Annotated in this window: 14 protein-coding genes; 6 read left to right on the top strand and 8 right to left on the bottom strand. The window is 60.9% G+C overall.

From position 1 onward, the window contains the following. Nucleotide 1: 1 nt before the first annotated feature. The 4 genes from ACG873_RS25520 to ACG873_RS25505 are packed head-to-tail and all read right to left on the bottom strand — an operon-like array spanning nucleotide 2 to nucleotide 4489. Nucleotides 2–1348 carry an NAD(P)/FAD-dependent oxidoreductase gene (locus tag ACG873_RS25520; protein ID WP_394888568.1) on the bottom strand — a complete coding sequence of 449 codons (1347 nt, stop codon included), beginning with the start codon at nucleotides 1346–1348 and terminating at the stop codon, nucleotides 2–4. After that, a complete protein-coding gene (locus ACG873_RS25515; RefSeq protein WP_394888567.1) occupies nucleotides 1345–2844 on the bottom strand; it encodes an aldehyde dehydrogenase in 1500 nt (499 codons plus the stop codon). The genes ACG873_RS25520 and ACG873_RS25515 overlap by 4 nt, the downstream gene beginning before the upstream one ends. Continuing rightward, nucleotides 2841–3770: a dihydrodipicolinate synthase family protein gene (locus tag ACG873_RS25510; RefSeq protein WP_394888566.1), complete on the bottom strand. Its 930-nt coding sequence runs from the start codon at nucleotides 3768–3770 to the stop codon at nucleotides 2841–2843. The genes ACG873_RS25515 and ACG873_RS25510 overlap by 4 nt, the downstream gene beginning before the upstream one ends. Continuing rightward, the gene (locus tag ACG873_RS25505) at nucleotides 3767–4489 is read right to left on the bottom strand and encodes a GntR family transcriptional regulator (protein ID WP_394888565.1); all 723 of its coding nucleotides are present in this window, start codon (nucleotides 4487–4489) and stop codon (nucleotides 3767–3769) included. The genes ACG873_RS25510 and ACG873_RS25505 overlap by 4 nt, the downstream gene beginning before the upstream one ends. Before the next feature lie 189 nt (nucleotides 4490–4678). Between ACG873_RS25505 and ACG873_RS25500 the strand changes: the two genes are divergently transcribed. From ACG873_RS25500 to ACG873_RS25485, 4 genes are read left to right on the top strand one after another with little or no spacing between them, the layout of a single operon-like run. Then, the gene (locus ACG873_RS25500) at nucleotides 4679–5767 is read left to right on the top strand and encodes a quaternary amine ABC transporter ATP-binding protein (protein ID WP_394888564.1); all 1089 of its coding nucleotides are present in this window, start codon (nucleotides 4679–4681) and stop codon (nucleotides 5765–5767) included. After that, nucleotides 5767–6750, top strand: coding sequence for an ABC transporter permease (locus ACG873_RS25495; RefSeq protein ID WP_394888563.1), 984 nt, complete (start codon nucleotides 5767–5769; stop codon nucleotides 6748–6750). The genes ACG873_RS25500 and ACG873_RS25495 overlap by 1 nt, the downstream gene beginning before the upstream one ends. Nucleotides 6751–6776: 26 nt before the next feature. Beyond that, nucleotides 6777–7733, top strand: a complete 957-nt coding sequence (gene proX / locus ACG873_RS25490) for a glycine betaine/L-proline ABC transporter substrate-binding protein ProX (protein WP_394888562.1) — start codon at nucleotides 6777–6779, stop codon at nucleotides 7731–7733. Then, nucleotides 7675–8745, top strand: coding sequence for a GlxA family transcriptional regulator (locus ACG873_RS25485; RefSeq protein WP_394888561.1), 1071 nt, complete (start codon nucleotides 7675–7677; stop codon nucleotides 8743–8745). The genes proX and ACG873_RS25485 overlap by 59 nt, the downstream gene beginning before the upstream one ends. 464 nt (nucleotides 8746–9209) lie before the next feature. On the opposite strand, the gene ACG873_RS25480 is transcribed toward ACG873_RS25485, so the two are convergent. From ACG873_RS25480 to ACG873_RS25465, 4 genes are all read right to left on the bottom strand, one after another. Beyond that, nucleotides 9210–11651: a GcvT family protein gene (locus ACG873_RS25480; protein WP_394888560.1), complete on the bottom strand. Its 2442-nt coding sequence runs from the start codon at nucleotides 11649–11651 to the stop codon at nucleotides 9210–9212. A gap of 121 nt (nucleotides 11652–11772) precedes the next feature. After that, nucleotides 11773–12387, bottom strand: a complete 615-nt coding sequence (locus tag ACG873_RS25475) for a short chain dehydrogenase (protein ID WP_394888559.1) — start codon at nucleotides 12385–12387, stop codon at nucleotides 11773–11775. Nucleotides 12388–12409: 22 nt separating this feature from the next. Continuing rightward, nucleotides 12410–13282, bottom strand: coding sequence for a dihydrodipicolinate synthase family protein (locus tag ACG873_RS25470; RefSeq protein WP_394888558.1), 873 nt, complete (start codon nucleotides 13280–13282; stop codon nucleotides 12410–12412). Nucleotides 13283–13299: 17 nt separating this feature from the next. Continuing rightward, on the bottom strand, nucleotides 13300–14634 hold the full coding sequence (locus tag ACG873_RS25465) for an NAD(P)/FAD-dependent oxidoreductase (protein ID WP_394888557.1): 1335 nt from the start codon (nucleotides 14632–14634) through the stop codon (nucleotides 13300–13302). 157 nt (nucleotides 14635–14791) lie between these two features. Here ACG873_RS25465 and ACG873_RS25460 point away from each other — a divergent pair, with 157 nt between their 5' ends. Next, complete coding sequence (locus ACG873_RS25460) at nucleotides 14792–15700, top strand: LysR substrate-binding domain-containing protein (RefSeq protein ID WP_394888556.1); 909 nt, start codon at nucleotides 14792–14794, stop codon at nucleotides 15698–15700. Nucleotides 15701–15949: 249 nt separating this feature from the next. Then, the gene (locus tag ACG873_RS25455; RefSeq protein WP_394888555.1) at nucleotides 15950–17491 is read left to right on the top strand and encodes a trimethylamine methyltransferase family protein; all 1542 of its coding nucleotides are present in this window, start codon (nucleotides 15950–15952) and stop codon (nucleotides 17489–17491) included. The last annotated feature ends 53 nt before the right edge of the window (nucleotides 17492–17544 follow it).

Raw genomic sequence — 17544 nt, 5'->3', positions numbered from 1 at the left:
TTCATTCCTTAGATGCCCGCCACTCCCTCCACCGCAGATAGGCGTTGGCGCCGATCTCCGCGATCGGCGGCGGCGGGAGCTTCAGGGGAGCCTCTTTCGCACAGAAATGGCGGGAGATCGGGCTGGACTCGCCGCTTGCGAGTTCCGCCGCCGCTATACCAGCCAATGTGCTTCTGGTGGTGCCGAGCCCGTTGTCGACGCAGGCGGCGATGAGGCCGGGCTCCAGCTCGCGCATGACAGAGACGCCGTTACGGCTCAGACAAAGATGACCTGCCCAACTATGTTCCATGCGCACGTCCTTCAGCGCCGGGAAACGATCGTCGAACTTCCGGCGATGCACGGCTGCGGCGCGTTCAACGTCTGCTGTGCTCACCTCCATACCAGGGCGGAAGCTCGCACAGGTTCTCGTGATAATCCGGTTGCCACCCTGGGCGGCATCGATCCGCCGCACTGTGGTACCCATCGGGTCCGAGGGCGTGATGCCCCACCGCGGCCGCCCGCCGAGCTTCGCCAGCGCATCGTCATCGAGATCGACCGTAATTGAGGCGTAGAGGAAGATGTGCATCAGCCTGCGCGTCGCGAAGCCGAAGCTTTCCAGGTGGCCATTGTTGGCGAGGATAGCCGTTCCCGCCGTTACGCGCCCACCATGGGTCGTCAACACCCACCCGGAGCCGGTCCGTGCGATCTGGGTTACAGGTGAGTTCTCGTACACTTCGACGCGGTCGCGACGAAGTCCCGCGCCGAGCCTGCGGATGTAGCCTGCTGGTTGGATCATCACGGTGCCCGGCGTGTAGAGGCCGGAAATATAGTGACGGCTGCCGGTCAGTTCGTGCATGGCATCGGCGTCGAGCGCCTCGCTTGCCTCGCCGATCCGGGCCAAGTGGTCGGCATAGCTGCGGTTGTGCGCGTCGGCCGCCGCGCTCGCCGCGCCATTCACCTTGCCGCAGGGATCGAAGAAGGCTGGATCGATCCGGTAGTCTTCGACAGCCTGACGCGCGAAGTCGATCGCGGCGCGGTTGAGCGCGATCATCGCTCGGTCACTCTCCACTGCCTGCCCGGCATAGTCCTCCGATGAAATATCGTGCGGCAGGTCGATCATGAACCCGGAGTTGCGGCCGGACGCGCCCTCGGCGAGCCTCCCGGCCTCCAGCACGACGACCCGGGCACCCGGATGGAGCTGCTTCAGCCGTCGGGCTGCGGACAGCCCTGCGAACCCTGCACCGACCACCGCGAAATCGGCGGTCAGCGTCGTGCCAAGCACGTCAGGCGCCTCCTGCCCCGGCAGGATGGCGCTCCATGCGGCCGGCCCTCTGTGGACCGGCAACCGGCGCGCGGTTCTGGTGGTCAAGCAACGGCCTCGTCGGCGTCGTCGGAAAGGTCGACCCAGATCGTCTTGATTTGCGTGTATTGATCGTGCGCCTGGATGCCGTTGTCGCGACCGCCAAAGCCGCTGGCCTTGAAGCCGCCGAAGGGGGTTGAGATATCGCCCTCTCCGAAGCTGTTGACGGTGACCGTCCCCGCCCGGATGACCCGAGCGCCGCGGATCGCCCGCTTCGCGTTCGACGTGAAGATCGAGGCGGCGAGCCCGTATTGCGTGTCGTTCGCGAGCGCGATCGCCTCGTCGAAATTGTCCACCGTCAGGACGGACAGAACCGGGCCGAAGATCTCTTCACGGACCTGCGGGGCATCGCGGTCGGAAATATCGAGGATGGTGGGCTCCACGAATCCATTTTCCGCCTTGCCGCCAAGAAGCACCTTCGGCACTTTACCGAGATAGGAGCAGACCTTGTCGAAATGCGTCTTCGAGACCAGGGCTCCGATGCGGTTCACGGGGTCGAGCGGATCGCCGACCGGCCATTCGCGGGTATGGGCGACGATACGTTTCAGTAGGTCATCCTTGATGCCCTTCTGCACGATCAGCCGCGACGATGCCGAGCAGTTTTCACCCATGTTCCAGAAGGCGCCGTTGACGATGTGCGCCGCCACGCGGTCCAGATTTCCCGCGTCGTCGAGAACCACTGCCGGATTCTTGCCTCCCATCTCGAGCGTGACTTCCTTCAAGTTCGATTCCGAAGCGTAGCGCAGGAAATGCCGGCCCGTCTCCGTGGAACCGGTGAAGGAAATCATGTCCACGTCCATGTGACGTCCGAGGGGCTCACCGACATCCGGCCCGCTGCCAGGTAGGACGTTGAATATGCCCGCCGGCACGCCGGCCTCCATCGCCAGTTCGGCGACGCGCAACGCGGTGAGCGAGGTCTCCTCGGCCGGCTTCACGATGACCGAGCAGCCGGAGGCAAGGGCCGGTCCGATCTTCCATGCGAGCATCAGGAGTGGAAAGTTCCACGGCAGGACGAGGCCGACGACGCCAACGGGTTCCCGCACGATCATGGCGACGTGGTTGTCCGAACTCGGGGCCACCTGATCGTAGATCTTGTCGATCAGCTCGGCGTGCCAGGTCAGGCAGTTGATCGTCTCTGGCACGTCGACCGTCTCGCAATCATAAATCGTCTTGCCGCTATCGAGGCTTTCCATGACCGCCAGTTCGCGCGCATTGCGCTTGATAAGCTTGGCAAGTCGGATCAGCACCTCCTTGCGCTCGCGCGGGTGCAAGCGAGACCAGCGGCCGTCCTCGAATGCGTCGCGCGCCTTCGCGACGGCGAAGTCCACGTCCGCGGCGTCGCAGGCCGCCACCTTGGCGAGCACCTCGCCGGTCGCCGGGTTGATCGTGTTGAAGGTTTTGCCCGACCTTGCCGGGCGGAAGCTGCCGTCGATAAAGGCCTGCGTCGGCAAGTTCAGCCCGGCGGCAACGGCCTTGTACTCTTCGGTGGTCAGAAGATCGGTCATTCGGCAGCCCTCAGTTTTAACGTGGTTTCGGCATCAATAGCGGCGACGGCTCGTTTCAGGACACGCACAACCTGTTCCAGCTGCCGCTTGTCGTCCTTGTTCAGAGCCTTCAGCGGCGGACGCGGCGGCCCGGCGCGCAAACCGTTCATCTCGCAACCGTGCTTGATGCACTGGATGAACTTGCCGCCCTGTTCGAGGACGCGCATGAGCGGCATCAGCGCCGACATGATTCGGCGCCCCTTTGCGAAGTTGCCTTCGACCGAGCAGGCCTTCCACAATGCGATGTGTTCGGCCGGCAGGAAATTCGAGCCGCCGCAGACCCAGCTCCGCGCGCCCCAGGCGAAGAATTCCAGCGCCTGATCGTCCATGCCGCAGGACATCTGGATGTGGGGATAGTCGCGCGCCAGCAGGTGGACACGGTTGATGTCGCCCGAGCTTTCCTTGATGGCGCAGAAATTGCGGCTGCGGCCGACGCGGTCGAGGAACTCCTCGCCCATGTTGATGCCCATCCTGCCGGGATAGTTGTAGAGCATGATTGGCAGGTCTGCAGCCCGGTCTATCGCGAGCGCATTGAGGGCGTTCTCGCGCTCTGTCGGGACCGAATAGGGCGGCGAGCCCACCAAAATGGCATCGGCCCCGGTCTTGGCCGCAGTCTCGGCCATCGTGATCGAATCCGGCAGCCGGATCGCTCCGGTGCCGATAATCAGCGCCACTCTGCCACCGATCACCTCGCTGGCGAGCGTCGCCATTTCCATTCGTTCCTCCATCGACTGGGCGTAGTACTCGCCCGTCGATCCGCCGTTGATGATTCCGTGAACGCCCGCGGCGATCAGATGCTCGATCATCGCGGCGAAGGCGTCGCGGTCGATGGTGCCGTCCTCACGATGCGGCGTGATGACGGGCGTGTAGATGCCCTCGAACTTCATGAGGCTCCTCTCTGGTCCTGGGCGCCCGGCGCGCGGCCAAGCGGAACATGGATACTTGTGGGCGTGACAAAACTCTCGATCTCGGCGCGCGACAGTTCCCAATGCGCGACGGCCAGCTCGGCGGCCGCGTCGGCGTCGCCCGCCTCGATCAGAGCGATGAACTGGTCATGCTGGTCGGCGGCGACCGCGCGCTGCTCAGCCAGCGCCACTTTGCGCGAATTGTAGAAGGTCATGCCGATCCGGGTGTGATCGATCAGCAGGCGGCGCAGGCTTGGCGTCAGATACTCGTTGTCCGCCATGTCCCCGATGATAGCGTGGAAGCGCTCGTTCATCAGCGCGCGCCCCGCCGTATCGCCGTCGCGGATCGCGGCGCGGAAAAGAAGCTGCGTATCCTTGAGCCGCATGATCTGGCTGGGCTTCGCGTGTTCGGCGGCCAATCGCGTCACGGCCGAATAGATCATCGGCGCGGCGACAAAGAAATTCCTGAGCGTCTTGTGCGTCATCGGCGCGACCTGCGCACCGCGGTTCTCATGAAGCACGACATAGCCGTCGCCCGCGAGCTGGCGCAGAACCTCGCGCAGAGGGGGACGGGAGATCTGGTAGGCTTCGGAGATCTTGGACTCGTCGAGGTAGCTGCCAGGATCGAGTTCCTGGGTGAGGATCCGCCGCTGCAGGTCCTCCAGGCAGATCGCTTTTTTGCTCCTGTTATCGTCGCTCACTGCAAGTCTCCTCCCGCGCCCCTGTCTCGTCCGAAACGGATCACGCGATATCCGGCTTCTCTGCGATTCTACACAAAGTTCGTTGCAGGCATGTTGTAGTCCAAAAAAATACATGTTGTCTACAACGCAGTTTTGTGATTTTGATCGCTCAGGGGAAAAAAGCCTCAACCGGAAAAGGGAGGCAGCCATTTGACCGCGAATAGCCGAGAAGTCGTGATCCGCTGCGACAGCATCTGGAAGATCTTTGGCGCGCAGTCGCAGCAGGCGATGGACGCGGTGCGGAGCCAGGGTTTGTCGAAAGACGAAATCCGCGACCGCTATAACTGCATCGTCGGTGTGCGCTACGCGTCTTTCAGCGTCGCTCGCGGTGAGATCTTCTGCATCATGGGCCTATCGGGCTCGGGCAAATCAACCCTGATCCGGCATATCAACCGCCTGATCGAGCCGACGGCCGGCTCGGTGTTCATCGAGGACCAGAACGTCAACGCGATGTCGCAGAAGGAACTGCGCGCGTTGCGGGCCGACAAGATCGGCATGGTCTTCCAGAATATGGCGTTGATGCCGCATCGGACGGTGCGCGACAATGTCGTATTCTCACTTGAAGTGCGCGGGGTTCGCGAAGCACAGCGGGTGAAGGTTGCCAACCGCGCCATCGCTGCCGTGGACCTTACCGGCTGGGAGCAGAAATACCCGGATGAGCTCTCGGGGGGCATGCAGCAGCGTGTGGGTCTCGCCCGCGCTATCGCTGCCGATCCGACGATCCTGCTGATGGACGAGCCTTTTTCGGCTCTGGATCCGCTGATCCGCCGGCAACTGCAGACGACCTTCATGGAGCTTTCGGCCGAGCTTCACAAGACCACTGTCTTTATTACCCATGACCTCGACGAGGCCATTCGCATCGGCGACCGCATCGCGATCATGAAGGACGGCGTTCTGGTGCAAATTGGCACGCCGGAAGAGATCGTGACCCAACCCGCCGATGAATATGTTGCGGATTTCGTGGCCGGCATCTCCAAGCTGGACCTCGTCACAGCCGCGCGCATCATGCAGCCCTTCGCATTGTACCGCCAGACGAACGGTGGGGGTGATCCCGAGCAATGGCCGATAGCGAAGCCGGAAGACAAGCTCAACACGCTGGTTGATCTCGCCATCGGCACTGACCATCCGATCCTTGTGAAAGCCGAGGGCGCAAGCGTCGGGGTCGTGACCAAGAAGGCGCTTCTGCGCGGCATTCAGGGGCGTGAGGACACAGCGCCTGCGACAATGAGGACGCAGTGATGGCGGACAACGAAACTTTCGACTGGCTCAATCCCTTCGCTTCGATAGACCTCAACATCGACGCCCGTTCCGACGGCATCAAGCAATGGGCGATCGCGAACCGCGAGGCAATCCAGCCGATCAAGAACTTCTTTGGCCAGATGATCGGCCAGATCGACGCGGCGTTGCATGCTGTGCCGCCGACGATCATGCTTGTGTTTTTGGCATTGATCGCGTGGCAGCTTGCCGGGGGACGGGTGGCGATCCTGGTTGCCGCATGTCTCATAGCGCTGGGCTTGCTCGATCCGGCGGCCTGGTCGCTTGCGATGACGACACTCGCGATTGTGATCTCGGCAGTCATCCTGTGCGTGATTATCGGCCTGCCCCTGGGGATCCTCGCAGGCAAGAGCGATCGCTTTGAAGCTGCGATCAGACCTGTCCTTGACACAATGCAAACGATCCCGGCCTTCGTCTACCTCGTTCCTGTCGTGATGCTTGTCGGCATTGGAAATGTGTCAGGCGTGATTGTGACAATCATTTTCGCCCTAGCACCGCTTGTGCGCCTTACCTCGCTCGGCATCCGCGGGGTAGACCCCAGTGTAGTCGAGGCCGGCCGCGCTTTCGGCGCCTCCCCCAGCCAGATCATGTTCAAGGTCGAACTGCCGCTGGCCACGCCGACGATCTTCGCCGGGCTCAACCAGACGATCATGTTGTCGCTATCCATGGTGGTCATAGCTTCGATGATCGCGGTTCAGGGGCTCGGCAACGAGGTGCTCCGCGCCATGGGGCGGCTCGACGCGGGCAAGGCCATCGTCGGCGGACTCGGCATTGTCATACTCGCCATCGTTCTCGACCGCATCACTCAAGGGCTCGGCCGCTCGGGGCGGGAACGCGGTCACCGCCATTGGTGGCAGTCGGGACCGATCGGGCTCGTCCTGCGCCTGCTTCAACGGAGTCGCCAAGAAACCAACCGCTCGCACGTTCAACATGGAGAAGCAACATGAGACTTTTCGCAACTACGGCAGCGCTCGTGCTGTCGATCGCTACGTCCCCGCTTCTGGCACAGGAAAAGCCAGGCGATGGGGTCACTGCCCGCCCCGTGATACAGCCAACTATCGAGGAAATGTTCCAGGCGCGGATCGTTTTCCGGGCGCTCGAAGACCTCGGCTATACCGTAGCCCCGCCTCAGGAGGTTATAGCGCAGACTGCACATCTGGCCGTCGGCACTGGCGATGCAGATTTCTTCACCAACAGCTGGGATCAGCTTCACGATACGTTCTTCCAGGAATCCGGCGGTACAGAGGTGATGACCAAGGTCGGCACCCTCGTTGAAGGCGCCCTCCAGGGCTACCTCATCGACAAGACAAGCTACGATTCCGGCATCAAGAACCTTGGCGATCTGAAGGATCCTACTGTTGCCGCGAAATTCGACGAAAATGGCGACGGAAAGGCCGATCTCGCTGGATGCGTTCCGGGCTGGGGGTGCGAACGCGTGATCGAGCACCAACTGACCGAATTTGGCTTGCGCGAAACCATCACTCACAACCAGGGTGAATACAACGCGATCATCGCCGACACGATCGCCCGCCAAAAGAACGGCAATCCGGTTCTCTACTATACCTGGACGCCCTACTGGGTATCTGGCGCTCTGGTTCCCGGCAAGGACGTCGAATGGTTGAGCGTGCCCTACACCACCCTTCCGGATGGCGGCAAGGGGAATACTGAGTTCGGCGGTAAGAACCTGGGCTTTGCCGTGGACAACCTGCGGATCGTCGCCCGCAACGATTTCCTCAAGGCGAATCCCGCTGCCGCGAAGCTGTTCGAGGTCGCCAAGGTGGACATCAAGGACGTTTCGGCCGAAAACAAGCAAATCGCCGATGGCGAGGACAAATCGGAAGATATCGACCGGCATGTTGCTAGCTGGATCGATGCCCATCGTGCCGAATATGACGGTTGGTTGGACGCCGCCCGCGCCGCAGCGAAATAGCGCAACCAAGGCGCTGCGCGGAGATGTGCCGCGCAGCGCATCGTGTCGGAGGTGCCTGCGAATGACGGGCCCGCAACATTTTGTCTTTGCTCTGGTCGAGGAATTCACCCACATCGCATTCTCTTGCGCCGTGGAGCCGCTGCGCATCGCCAATCTGGTCAGCGGCAAAGAGCTCTATCGCTGGTCTTTCGCCTCGGCCAACGGCGAGACTGCCATGAGTTCGAATGGCGCTGTCACCTTGGTCCATCATCGCTTCGATAAGCTGCCTTCCTGCGATCGGCTGTTCGTCCTGTCAGGCATCAACATGCAACGCCAGGACACGCGCAGCCTGCTTGCCGCACTGCGCCGCGAACGGGCCCACGGAACCAGGATCGGGGCACTGTGTTCTGGCGCTTATATCCTGGCAAAGGCGGGGTTCCTCGATGGCCTGCAGGCGGCCATTCATTGGGAGTACCACGACGGTTTCATGGAAGAGTTCCCCGATGTGAATCTGGTGCGCAACGTTTTCGTGTCGGATGAGAAATTTATCACTGCGTCCGGCGGCACCGCTACCGCCGATCTGATGTTGCACCTGATCGAGCTTGACCACGGCTATGACCTGTCGGTCGCAGTCGCCGATCAGATGGTCTACAACGCTGTGCGCAACGCCACGGCGGCTCAGCGCGTCTCTATCCAATCCCGCAACGGCGTACGCAACAAGCATCTCGCCAAGGCGATCGAGATCATGCGCAATAGGATAGACGACCCGATTTCGCCCTCGGCAGTAGCGGAGGAACTCGGCATATCAACCCGCCAGATAGAGCGCCTGTTCGGTAGCTACCTCAACACCTCGCCCAAGAAATACTTGATGGAGATGCGTCTGGAACGGGCGCGTCATCTGCTCCTGCAGACTGAATGCGCGATCGCCGAGGTGGCGCTTGCTTGCGGCTTTTCAAATTGTGGACATTTCTCCCGCGTCTACCGTGCCGCCCACGGCGTATCCCCGATAATGCAACGCGGACGCATGACCTGAGGTCGGCAAGGTTCGCGCGTCCGTTCGGCCATGTAAAAGACGACTTATAGCAACTCATTCCGCGCTCTTTGACGGTCGTGGCTCAGTGACCGGCCGAACGGCTGGCCACGCGCACGCCCTCGCGCCAGCGATCTAGCGACGGCAGCGCCAAGTCCGCGCCCGAGCCGAGGACGAGCCCGTACGAGCGCCAATGATAGGCAGGGCTCCGCCTTGCGGGCCTATTTTTCATTTGTCTCGCTGGCGGAGGCCATGGTTCGTGTCCTTGTTTCCGGCTCTTCCACTGGTCTGGGCTTGCTCGCGGGCAAAGAGCTGCGGGCAAAGGGCCATGACGTGATCTTCCACGCGCGAAGTCCCGCGCGCGCCGAAGATCCCAAGCGGGATGTCGCCGATGCTTTCTCGATTGTTGTTGGCGACATCGGCACAGCGAGAGCGGGCATCTGTTCAACGTCGAGTAGCGGACCGCGCTACATCTTCGTCCGTTCCGCCTTCGGGTCGTACATCGGCTTCAGCGACGCTTCCGCCGCAAAACGCTCGCCGGCGACTTCGATCTCATAGGACGACGAAAGCACGTCCGCTTCGCTCTCGTCTTTGCACGGCACATAGCCTAGCCCGACCGCGCCACCGAGATGATGACCGTAATTGCCCGAGGTGATCGGTCCGACGATCTTGCCATCGCGCAGGATCGCTTCGTTGTGGAAGAGCAGCGGCTGCGGGTCTTTCAGGCGGAACTGGACCAGCCGGCGGTTCAATCCAGCGTCCTTCTTCTTTAGCACGGCATCGCGGCCAATGAAGTTACCCTTGGCCGTCTTCACCGCGAAGCCGAAGCCTGCTTCCAGTACATCGTCCTCATCGGTAATGTCGTGGCCGAAATGGCGGAAGGCTTTTTCAATGCGGCAGGAATCCAGCGTGTGCAGGCCGCAGAGTTTCAGTCCGACATCCGCGCCGGCCTCGTCGATAGCCTCGAAGACATGCGCCGCCTGGTCGGTCGAAACGTACAACTCCCAGCCGAGTTCACCGACATAGGTGACGCGGTGCGCACGCGCGAGGCCCATGCCGATCTCGATCTCTTGGAAGGTGCCGAACGGATTTTTCTCGTTGGAGAAATCGTTGGGGCTGACCTTCTGGATCAGCTTTCGCGCATCCGGTCCCATCATACAGAGCACGGCCTCGGCAGCGGTGACATCGGTGATGACAACGAATTCGTCGCCGACATGCCGGCGCAGCCAGGCCAGGTCGCGCTGCAGCGTCGCACCGGGCACGACGAGGAAATAGGCAGTGTCCGAGAGGCGTGACACGGTGAGATCGCTTTCGATGCCGCCGCGCTGGTTGAGCATCTGGGTGTAGACGATCTTGCCAGGCGCCACGTCCATGTCGTTGGCACAGAGCTTTTGCAGGAAAGCACAGGCGTCGCGGCCCTCGACGCGGATCTTGCCGAACGAGGTCATGTCGAACAGGCCGACCTTGTTGCGGACCGCCAGATGTTCGTCGCGCTGATTGTCGAACCAGTTCTGCCGCTTCCATGAATAGCGGTATTCGCGCTCCTGGCCGGGCCTAGCGAACCAGTTGGCGCGCTCCCAGCCGGCAACCTCGCCGAATACCGCGCCGCGCGCCTTCAGATGTTCGTGGAGAGGGGAGCGCCTGATGTTCCGCGAGGTGGCCATCTGGCGATAGGGGAAATGGTCGGCATAGAGCAGGCCGAGCGTTTCGGAGACGCGCTCCTTCAGGTAACGGCGGTTCTTCTGGAACGGCTGGGCGCGGCGGATGTCGACTTCCCACAGGTCGAAGGGCGCTTCGCCGTCGTTGATCCACTGCGCCAGCGCCATGCCGGCGCCACCGGAGGAGACGATGCCGATCGAGTTGTAGCCGGTCGCCATCCAGTATCCTGACAGCTCCGGCGCCTCGCCGAGATAGTAGCGGTCGTCGGGGGTAAAGCTCTCAGGACCGTTGAAGAAGGTATGAATACCGGCGGTGCCCAGCATCGGCATACGGTTGACGCCCATTTCGAGGATCGGCTCGAAATGTTCCATGTCCTCCGGCAACTGGTCGAAGCAGAAATCCTCGCGGATACCGTCCATGCCCCAGGGTTTGGCCACCGGCTCGAAGGCGCCGAGCATCATTTTGCCGGCATCTTCCTTGTAGTAGGCGCATTCGTCCGGCACGCGCAGCACCGGCAGGCGGCTCAGGCCGGGGATCGGCTCAGTGACGAGATAAAAGTGCTCGCAGGCATGCAGCGGGATGGTGACGCCGTTCTGGGCGCCCAGTTCGCGCGCCCACATGCCGGCGCAATTGACGACGATGTCGGCCTCGATCGCGCCTTGCTCCTTGCCTTGCGCCCAGGACACGCCGGTGACACGGCCCGCCTTGGTGTGGACCTTGGTGACCTTCACATTCTCGACGATGGTGGCGCCGCGCTGGCGCGCGCCCTTGGCCAGCGCCATGGCGATGTTGGCGGGGTCGCACTGGCCGTCGAGCGGCAGATGCACGGCGCCGACGACGTCGGACACATTGAGATGCGGGTACATCTCCTTGACTTCGTTTGGCGAAATCTCGCGCACGTCGACATCAAAGGCACGCGCCAGCGACGCCTGCCGGTAGATCTCGTGCTTACGTTCCTCGGTCAGCGCCACGGTGATCGAGCCGACCTGGCGCATGCCGGTGCCGACTTCGGTCTCCGCTTCCAGCTTGACGTAGAGGTCAGCCGAATATTTCGCCAGCCGTGTCATGTTCTGCGAGCCGCGCAACTGGCCGATCAGGCCAGCGGCATGCCAAGTCGTTCCAGAGGTCAGCTGCTTGCGTTCCAGAAGAACGATGTCGGTCCAGCCGAGCTTGGCCAGATGATAGGCGACCGAGCAGCCGGAAACACCACCACCAATGACCACGGCGCGAGCTTTGGACGGAAAAATCAAGCGGTCTTACTCCCGTTACCAGACCAATCTATGTCGGATAAGCCGACGCCAGTACGAGCAGCTACACCGGCCGCCGATGCACACTTCGGCCCGCACGTCAGCCCGTTGTGCGACATTCGGGTCAGCGATCTCGTGACCATCCAATCCTGTAAACGCATCCTGTTTGCCTGCCTTCGACACTTTTGACGTAACCAAGCACCACGTCGTTCGTCGCGACGGCCTTCGAACCCCGGAAGTAAGGACCGTAGAGTAGAGAGGACTCCTCGAGCATAGTCGGACTTACCAGATTGATCCGACGATCTTTGCGAAGCTCAATTGCAGCACTTCGGACAAATCCCTCGAGAGCGCCATTGACCATCGCGGATGATGTTCCGAGCGATATCGGATCGTCGTTCGTTGGACCGGAGGTCAACGTGAACGATCCTTCTTCACGAAGGAATCTAAGCCCAAGTCTGACAAGGTTCACCTGCCCCATGAGTTTGCTTTGCAAGCCGATTGCGTATTGCTCGATGGTGAATTCCGCGAGCGGCGCGAAATGAACTGCGCCGGCTGTGCATATCAGCGCATCGAACTCGCCGATCTGGCTGAACATTCGACTTATGGACGAGGGATTGTCGATATCGACCCGGAAATCGCCGGTGCTTCGGCCGACAGCGATGAGATCATGGCGCCTGGCGAGCTCGGCCGACACGGCCTTGCCGATCACACCACTCGCACCAACATGAACGATTCTCACGAAGCCCTCGCCTCTCTGCGCCTTACACGCCCAACGGTTCAAGCGAACGGCGAAGCTGCGCTTCCTGATCTGCGGAGAGCTTTCTCAATGGGCTGCGAACATTACCTGTTCCGTAGCCGCGCAGTTGCGCCGCTCGAAGTACCGACGGCGTGTAGGGAGATCTCCAGATAAAGAGCAACGACGGCAACATGCGCTGCCAGAGCGTTAGCGCCTGTTCGTATTCCTTGCGGTCCACCAATCTATATAGCTCGACCGCTTCAGAAGGCATGTAATTCGCACCACCCCATATGACGCCGCGGGCCCCCGCCATCAAAGCGTAGAGCGTGGTGGTGTCGCAGCCATTGAGCACCGTTCCGCTTGTCTGCAGGTACTCCTGATGGACAGTAAAGTCCCCTGCGCTGTCCTTGATGTAGTTAAAGTTCTTCAACTGGCTCAGGCGCTCAAACAGCTGTGGTGAAACCGAAATGCCGGTGGCCTGTGGGATGTTGTAGCCGACCAGGTCGATACCTAATTCAGCGTCGATTGCTTTGTAGAAGTCGAAGATTCCCTGCTCATCACTCGGACCCTCCAGGTAGGGTGGCAGTACCATCAATGCGTCGGCGCCGACGGACTCCGCGTGACGCGACCTTCTGATGACTTCGTCCATATTCAAAGCGGAGGTCTGGCAAATGACGTTGCAGCGACCAGCTATTCGCTTTGCGCCTACTTCGTAGAGGCGGTTGCACTCGGCCTCGGTAAGATAGGGGTGTTGCCCGGTTCCTGCTCCAAGCACCAACCCGTGAACGCCTGTGGCGACATACTTCTCGATCAGTTCCTCGAAAACCGAGTAGTTGATCGCACCATTCTCATCGAACGGTGTCTGCATTGCCAGATTTATACCCTTCAGGTCCGCCATGATCTCTCTCGTTGTATCTACACTTCAGCGCCGGCCTGTCGGAAACGGACCGCGGTTACGATGCGAACGCCCATCGCTGTGACAGGCCTGGGATAGGGCTTGCTGGGACTTGCTCGCGTCTTCAGGATGTCGACTACCGGCGATGATCGCCCTGACGCCAGATCCGCTACGGCCTTGCCGAAGGCAGCTCCTCGCGCCACGCCTGTTCCATTGCAGAAAGCGGCGCCGTAGACCTTCTCCGCCAACTCGCCGAAGACCATTCCACCATTTTGCGCGAGGGTAAGAAGGCCACCCCAGCTGGCCTCGAAGCCGATCGAGGAGATCTCCGGCCACCGCCGATCGAACGCGATCTGCTGCTGCACCCGAGCCCTCATCACATCCTGCGTGGTGGTCTTGAAGTCTGTCGCATAGGAATAGACGTTGCGAAGGAAAAGCCGGTTGTCGATCGTGCGACGAACCGTCGTGCCGAAGCTGTTGGCTGGGATAAGTCCGTAGGCTTTCTTATTTCCCACCCCCGAAAGCTCGCTCTCGGTGAGCTGTCGTGTCATGCTCGCAAATGTGTAAAGCGGTATGGCGCGGTTGTCGAAGAAACCGAACTTCGTCAGATAGCCTGACGCGCAGATGATGACCTTCGAAGCTCTGATTGTTCCGGCGGGCGTCTCGCAGATGTGCTTCGGCGCCCCGAACTGCACCGCCACGATGGGGGTATTTTCGTGAACGGTGACGTTCGCGGGTAGGCTTCTTGTCGCGTTCTTGAGATATTTCGCAGGCTGGACCAAGATGGTGCCGGGGTGATGCAAAGCTCTGATGTAGTGCTTGCTGCCGGTGATCGCCTGGATTTCGGGGGTCTCGACCCAGCTGTAGTTCTGCCCAAGCTTATCCAGCGCCTCCGAAAAGCGGTGCAGATCCTCCACACCGTGAACCGTGGCCGCGCTGTGGTATTTTCCCTGCGCGTCCCAGTCGCAATCGACCCCATGCTCTTCGACAGCGCTTCGGATGTAGGCGATGCCGTCCAGGTTAACGAACAGCTCTTCCTTGTTCCCCTTGATGTCTTCGACGAAATCGCGCCTCCGAGGATTGTGCGCGAGATCGATGACGAAACCCATGCACCGTCCGGATGCATTGTTCCCAATGCGGCCGGCGTCTACGAGGACAACCGAGGACTGCGGGTTGAGTTCGGCAAATCGACGGGCCGCGTGCAGCCCCATCCAGCCGCCGCCAATCACCAGGCAGTCACACGCAACGTCGCCTTCTTGCGGCACCAGCGCCAACTCCGGCCCTGCCGTAGTGTACCAGCCGGAATTGGTCGGTTCGGGGTGGGGCGGCTGAACGACTTTGCGCGCTTTGGTCATTGTTTGGTTGAACGAATTCACTGCCAACTCGCTGAGTTAAGGCGGCCGGTGACGATGCTTGGCTACGATCCGCGGTCGCGTTGGTTTCCTGTTTGAATAGACCACTTGGCGGGTGCCTCGTAGACGGAAAAGATAGCATCTGATATAGACCTGCTTCATGTCAAACCTTCGTAGCCTGGTGCCCTCGACGCATTCGCTTTTTGTCTTCGAAGCGGCTGCCAGAACCCTAAGTTTCAAAAGCGCAGCCGGCGAACTTAATGTGACGCAACCGAGCGTCTCGCACTCGATCAAGACATTCGAGGAGCATTGCGGGACCGCACTCTTTGTCCGAGATAATCGAGGAGTGCAGCTGACGGAGGCTGGCAGGCAGCTCTACGACGAGGTGCGCACCAGCTTCCGGCGGCTGGAACAGCGGCTTGAGACCATCTCCGATCGCGGAACGAAGTACGTCACTTTTGCTGCGTCGACATCCCTCGCGGCACATTGGCTTGCGCCTCAGCTCTACCATTTCCAGGAAGAGCATCCGGACGTTAAGATCAAGGTGGTCGGCACCGATCGAGACATCGAGCCCGATCACGAAGTAGACGCCACCGTATGGGTGCGGCCACGGGATTTTGACAGGGCCAACAGCTGGTTCGTATGCGACGAGATCATTTTCCCCGTCTGCTCCCCCGCATATCTTCTGGCGCACCCCGCTCCAAAGAGCGTCGATGAGCTGGTTCGACACCAACTCATTCATTCGTCCGATGCCTTTCGCAAGCGAATGAGTTGGTCCGAATGGGTCGAGCTTGCAGGCGGCGATGCCAGCGAGATCAGACCCAACATTGTCTTCAATGACTATCAGCTGGCGCTCCAAGCGGCTCTTGCAGGCGAAGGAATCTCGCTGGGGTGGTCCCTGACCGCCCAACACCTGCTCAACAACCGCCTGCTGGTTCGGCCCATCGCGACTGAGATCAAGACCGACCGCGCCTTCTTCCTCTTGTCCAATGGAGATGCAGGCAAAAACAAGAGGTGCAAGGATCTGGTGGACTGGTTCCTCGCTCAGTCGAAGGAATTGCGCCCTTAGACGGCTACCGGCAATGCTCCCTCGGTTCCCACCCCCGCCGCGTCGCTTTCGGGCTGTCCTTACCAGGTAACTAGTGCCTGCGGTGGAGACCCAGGTATAAACTGAGGTTAAGGCCAGCGAAATCTTTTGCGAATTCTCAGGAAGGTTGTTGGCACCTATCATCAACGTCAATGAACAGGGCCGCGTTCCGTACGCGGACCGAAGAAAGTTCTGTTGGCGGGGACCTTTTGCCCCCTCTGGGAAAACGCGATGATGGACACTGATACACCCGCAATCCGCCGCCGCGGAGGCCGCGCGTCGGTCGTAGCTGCCCGGGAAGCAGAGAAGAGGCCTCGCGTCTCGACCATCAAGTACGGCATTCGACCTGTGGAGGCCGTCACTGCTGAGCAGCTTGAGCGCATTCACCAAGCTTCGTTGGCGATCCTGCGCGAGATCGGAATCGAATTCCGGGATGAAACGGCGATCCGGCAATGGAAGGAGGCTGGCGCTGATGTCCAAGGCCAACGTGTGCGCCTCGATGGCGAGATGCTGATGCATCTCATCTCGAAGGCGCCATCCCGCTTTGAGATGACCTCTCGCGATCCGTCACAGCGTTTCGAGATCGCGCCAGACACAATGACTTTCAGTGCCATGCAAGGCGCGCCAAACGTCCGGGATCTTCAGGGTGTGCGACGCGCATCCACGATCGAGGATCTGCGGAACATGAACCGGCTGACGCAGATGCTGCCCGGGTTCCATATAGCCGGCGGGTTCACCTGTGAGCCGACCGACATCGCCGTTCCATGGCGCCATCTGCACATCAACCATTCGAGCCTGGTGGAAACGAACATGCCGTTCTTCGGTTTGACGACCGGGAAGCAGCGAGCCGAGGATTCGATCACCATGGGGCAGATCGTCCACGGCAAGGCCTTTATGGATCAGAATGCGGTGATGCTCGGTCACGTGTCGGGAAACTCGCCGCTGGTCTGGGATTCCACCATGCTGGAAGGGCTCCGCGCGTTCGTCGAGGCGAACCAGGTCGTCCTGCTGTCGCCTTTTGTGCTCGGCGCCGCAAACACTCCCGCCGACATCCCGGCCACAATCGCCCAGTTGAACGCCGAGGCGCTCGCAGCGCTCGCCTACACCCAGTTGGTCAGGCCCGGCGCCAAAATGATCTATGGGCAATATTCAGTCTCGGTATCGATGCGCAGCGGCGCTCCGATGTCGGGGATGCCCGAAGTCACTCTGATCAACGCCGTCATCGGCCAACTGGCGAGGCGGTATGGTTTGCCGTGGCGAACGACTGCATCCCAGTCGTCCGCCAAGACCTTTGATGCTCAGTCCGGATACGAGTCGGCGATCGCTTACATGTCGGGAGCGAGCGCATGCGCGAACCTGATGATGCATGCCGGCGGCTGGGATGAGGCCGGCCTCGTATGCTGCATGGCGAAGTTTGTCGCCGATGCCGAACAGAACCTGCTGATCGAAAAATACGCGCAGGGGATTTCGTTCGAGCATTTCGACGACGCTCTCGAGGCCGTGCGGCGCATCGGCCCCGGCGGCCACTATCTCGGAGATTCCTTCACGCTCAAGCGCTTCAAGGACGCATTCTTCGCGCCGGAGATCCTCGATTACCTCAGCTACGAGCAGTGGAAGGTCAAAGGCTCCAAAGACATGGCGCAGCGCTGCCGTGAGAAGGCGAAGTCGATCATCGAGAGCTTCGAGCCGCCGCCGATGGATCCCGCCGTGCGCGAGGAACTCGATGCGTTTGTGGCGCAACGCCAGGAGGAAATTTCGCCAAGCCTTGCCTAACCCTCCGAGCACGAGCCCATGAGATCAATATCCGGGAATACTAACAAGGGAGA

The sequence above is a fragment of the Allomesorhizobium aridi genome, from assembly GCF_043769475.1.
Classification (GTDB): Bacteria; Pseudomonadota; Alphaproteobacteria; order Rhizobiales; family Rhizobiaceae; genus Allomesorhizobium.
Note: the sequence above shows the minus strand (reverse complement) of the source record. Positions and strands in the feature narration are given on the sequence as shown.

Coding starts and splice junctions, on each gene's coding strand:
- ACG873_RS25515 (WP_394888567.1), bottom strand. CDS start 2,844: ATGACCGATCTTCTGACCACCGAAGAGTACAAGGCCGTTGCCGCCGGG.
- ACG873_RS25510 (WP_394888566.1), bottom strand. CDS start 3,770: ATGAAGTTCGAGGGCATCTACACGCCCGTCATCACGCCGCATCGTGAG.
- ACG873_RS25495 (WP_394888563.1), top strand. CDS start 5,767: ATGGCGGACAACGAAACTTTCGACTGGCTCAATCCCTTCGCTTCGATA.
- ACG873_RS25485 (WP_394888561.1), top strand. CDS start 7,675: ATGCCCATCGTGCCGAATATGACGGTTGGTTGGACGCCGCCCGCGCCG.
- ACG873_RS25470 (WP_394888558.1), bottom strand. CDS start 13,282: ATGGCGGACCTGAAGGGTATAAATCTGGCAATGCAGACACCGTTCGAT.
- ACG873_RS25465 (WP_394888557.1), bottom strand. CDS start 14,634: ATGACCAAAGCGCGCAAAGTCGTTCAGCCGCCCCACCCCGAACCGACC.
- ACG873_RS25460 (WP_394888556.1), top strand. CDS start 14,792: ATGTCAAACCTTCGTAGCCTGGTGCCCTCGACGCATTCGCTTTTTGTC.
- ACG873_RS25455 (WP_394888555.1), top strand. CDS start 15,950: ATGATGGACACTGATACACCCGCAATCCGCCGCCGCGGAGGCCGCGCG.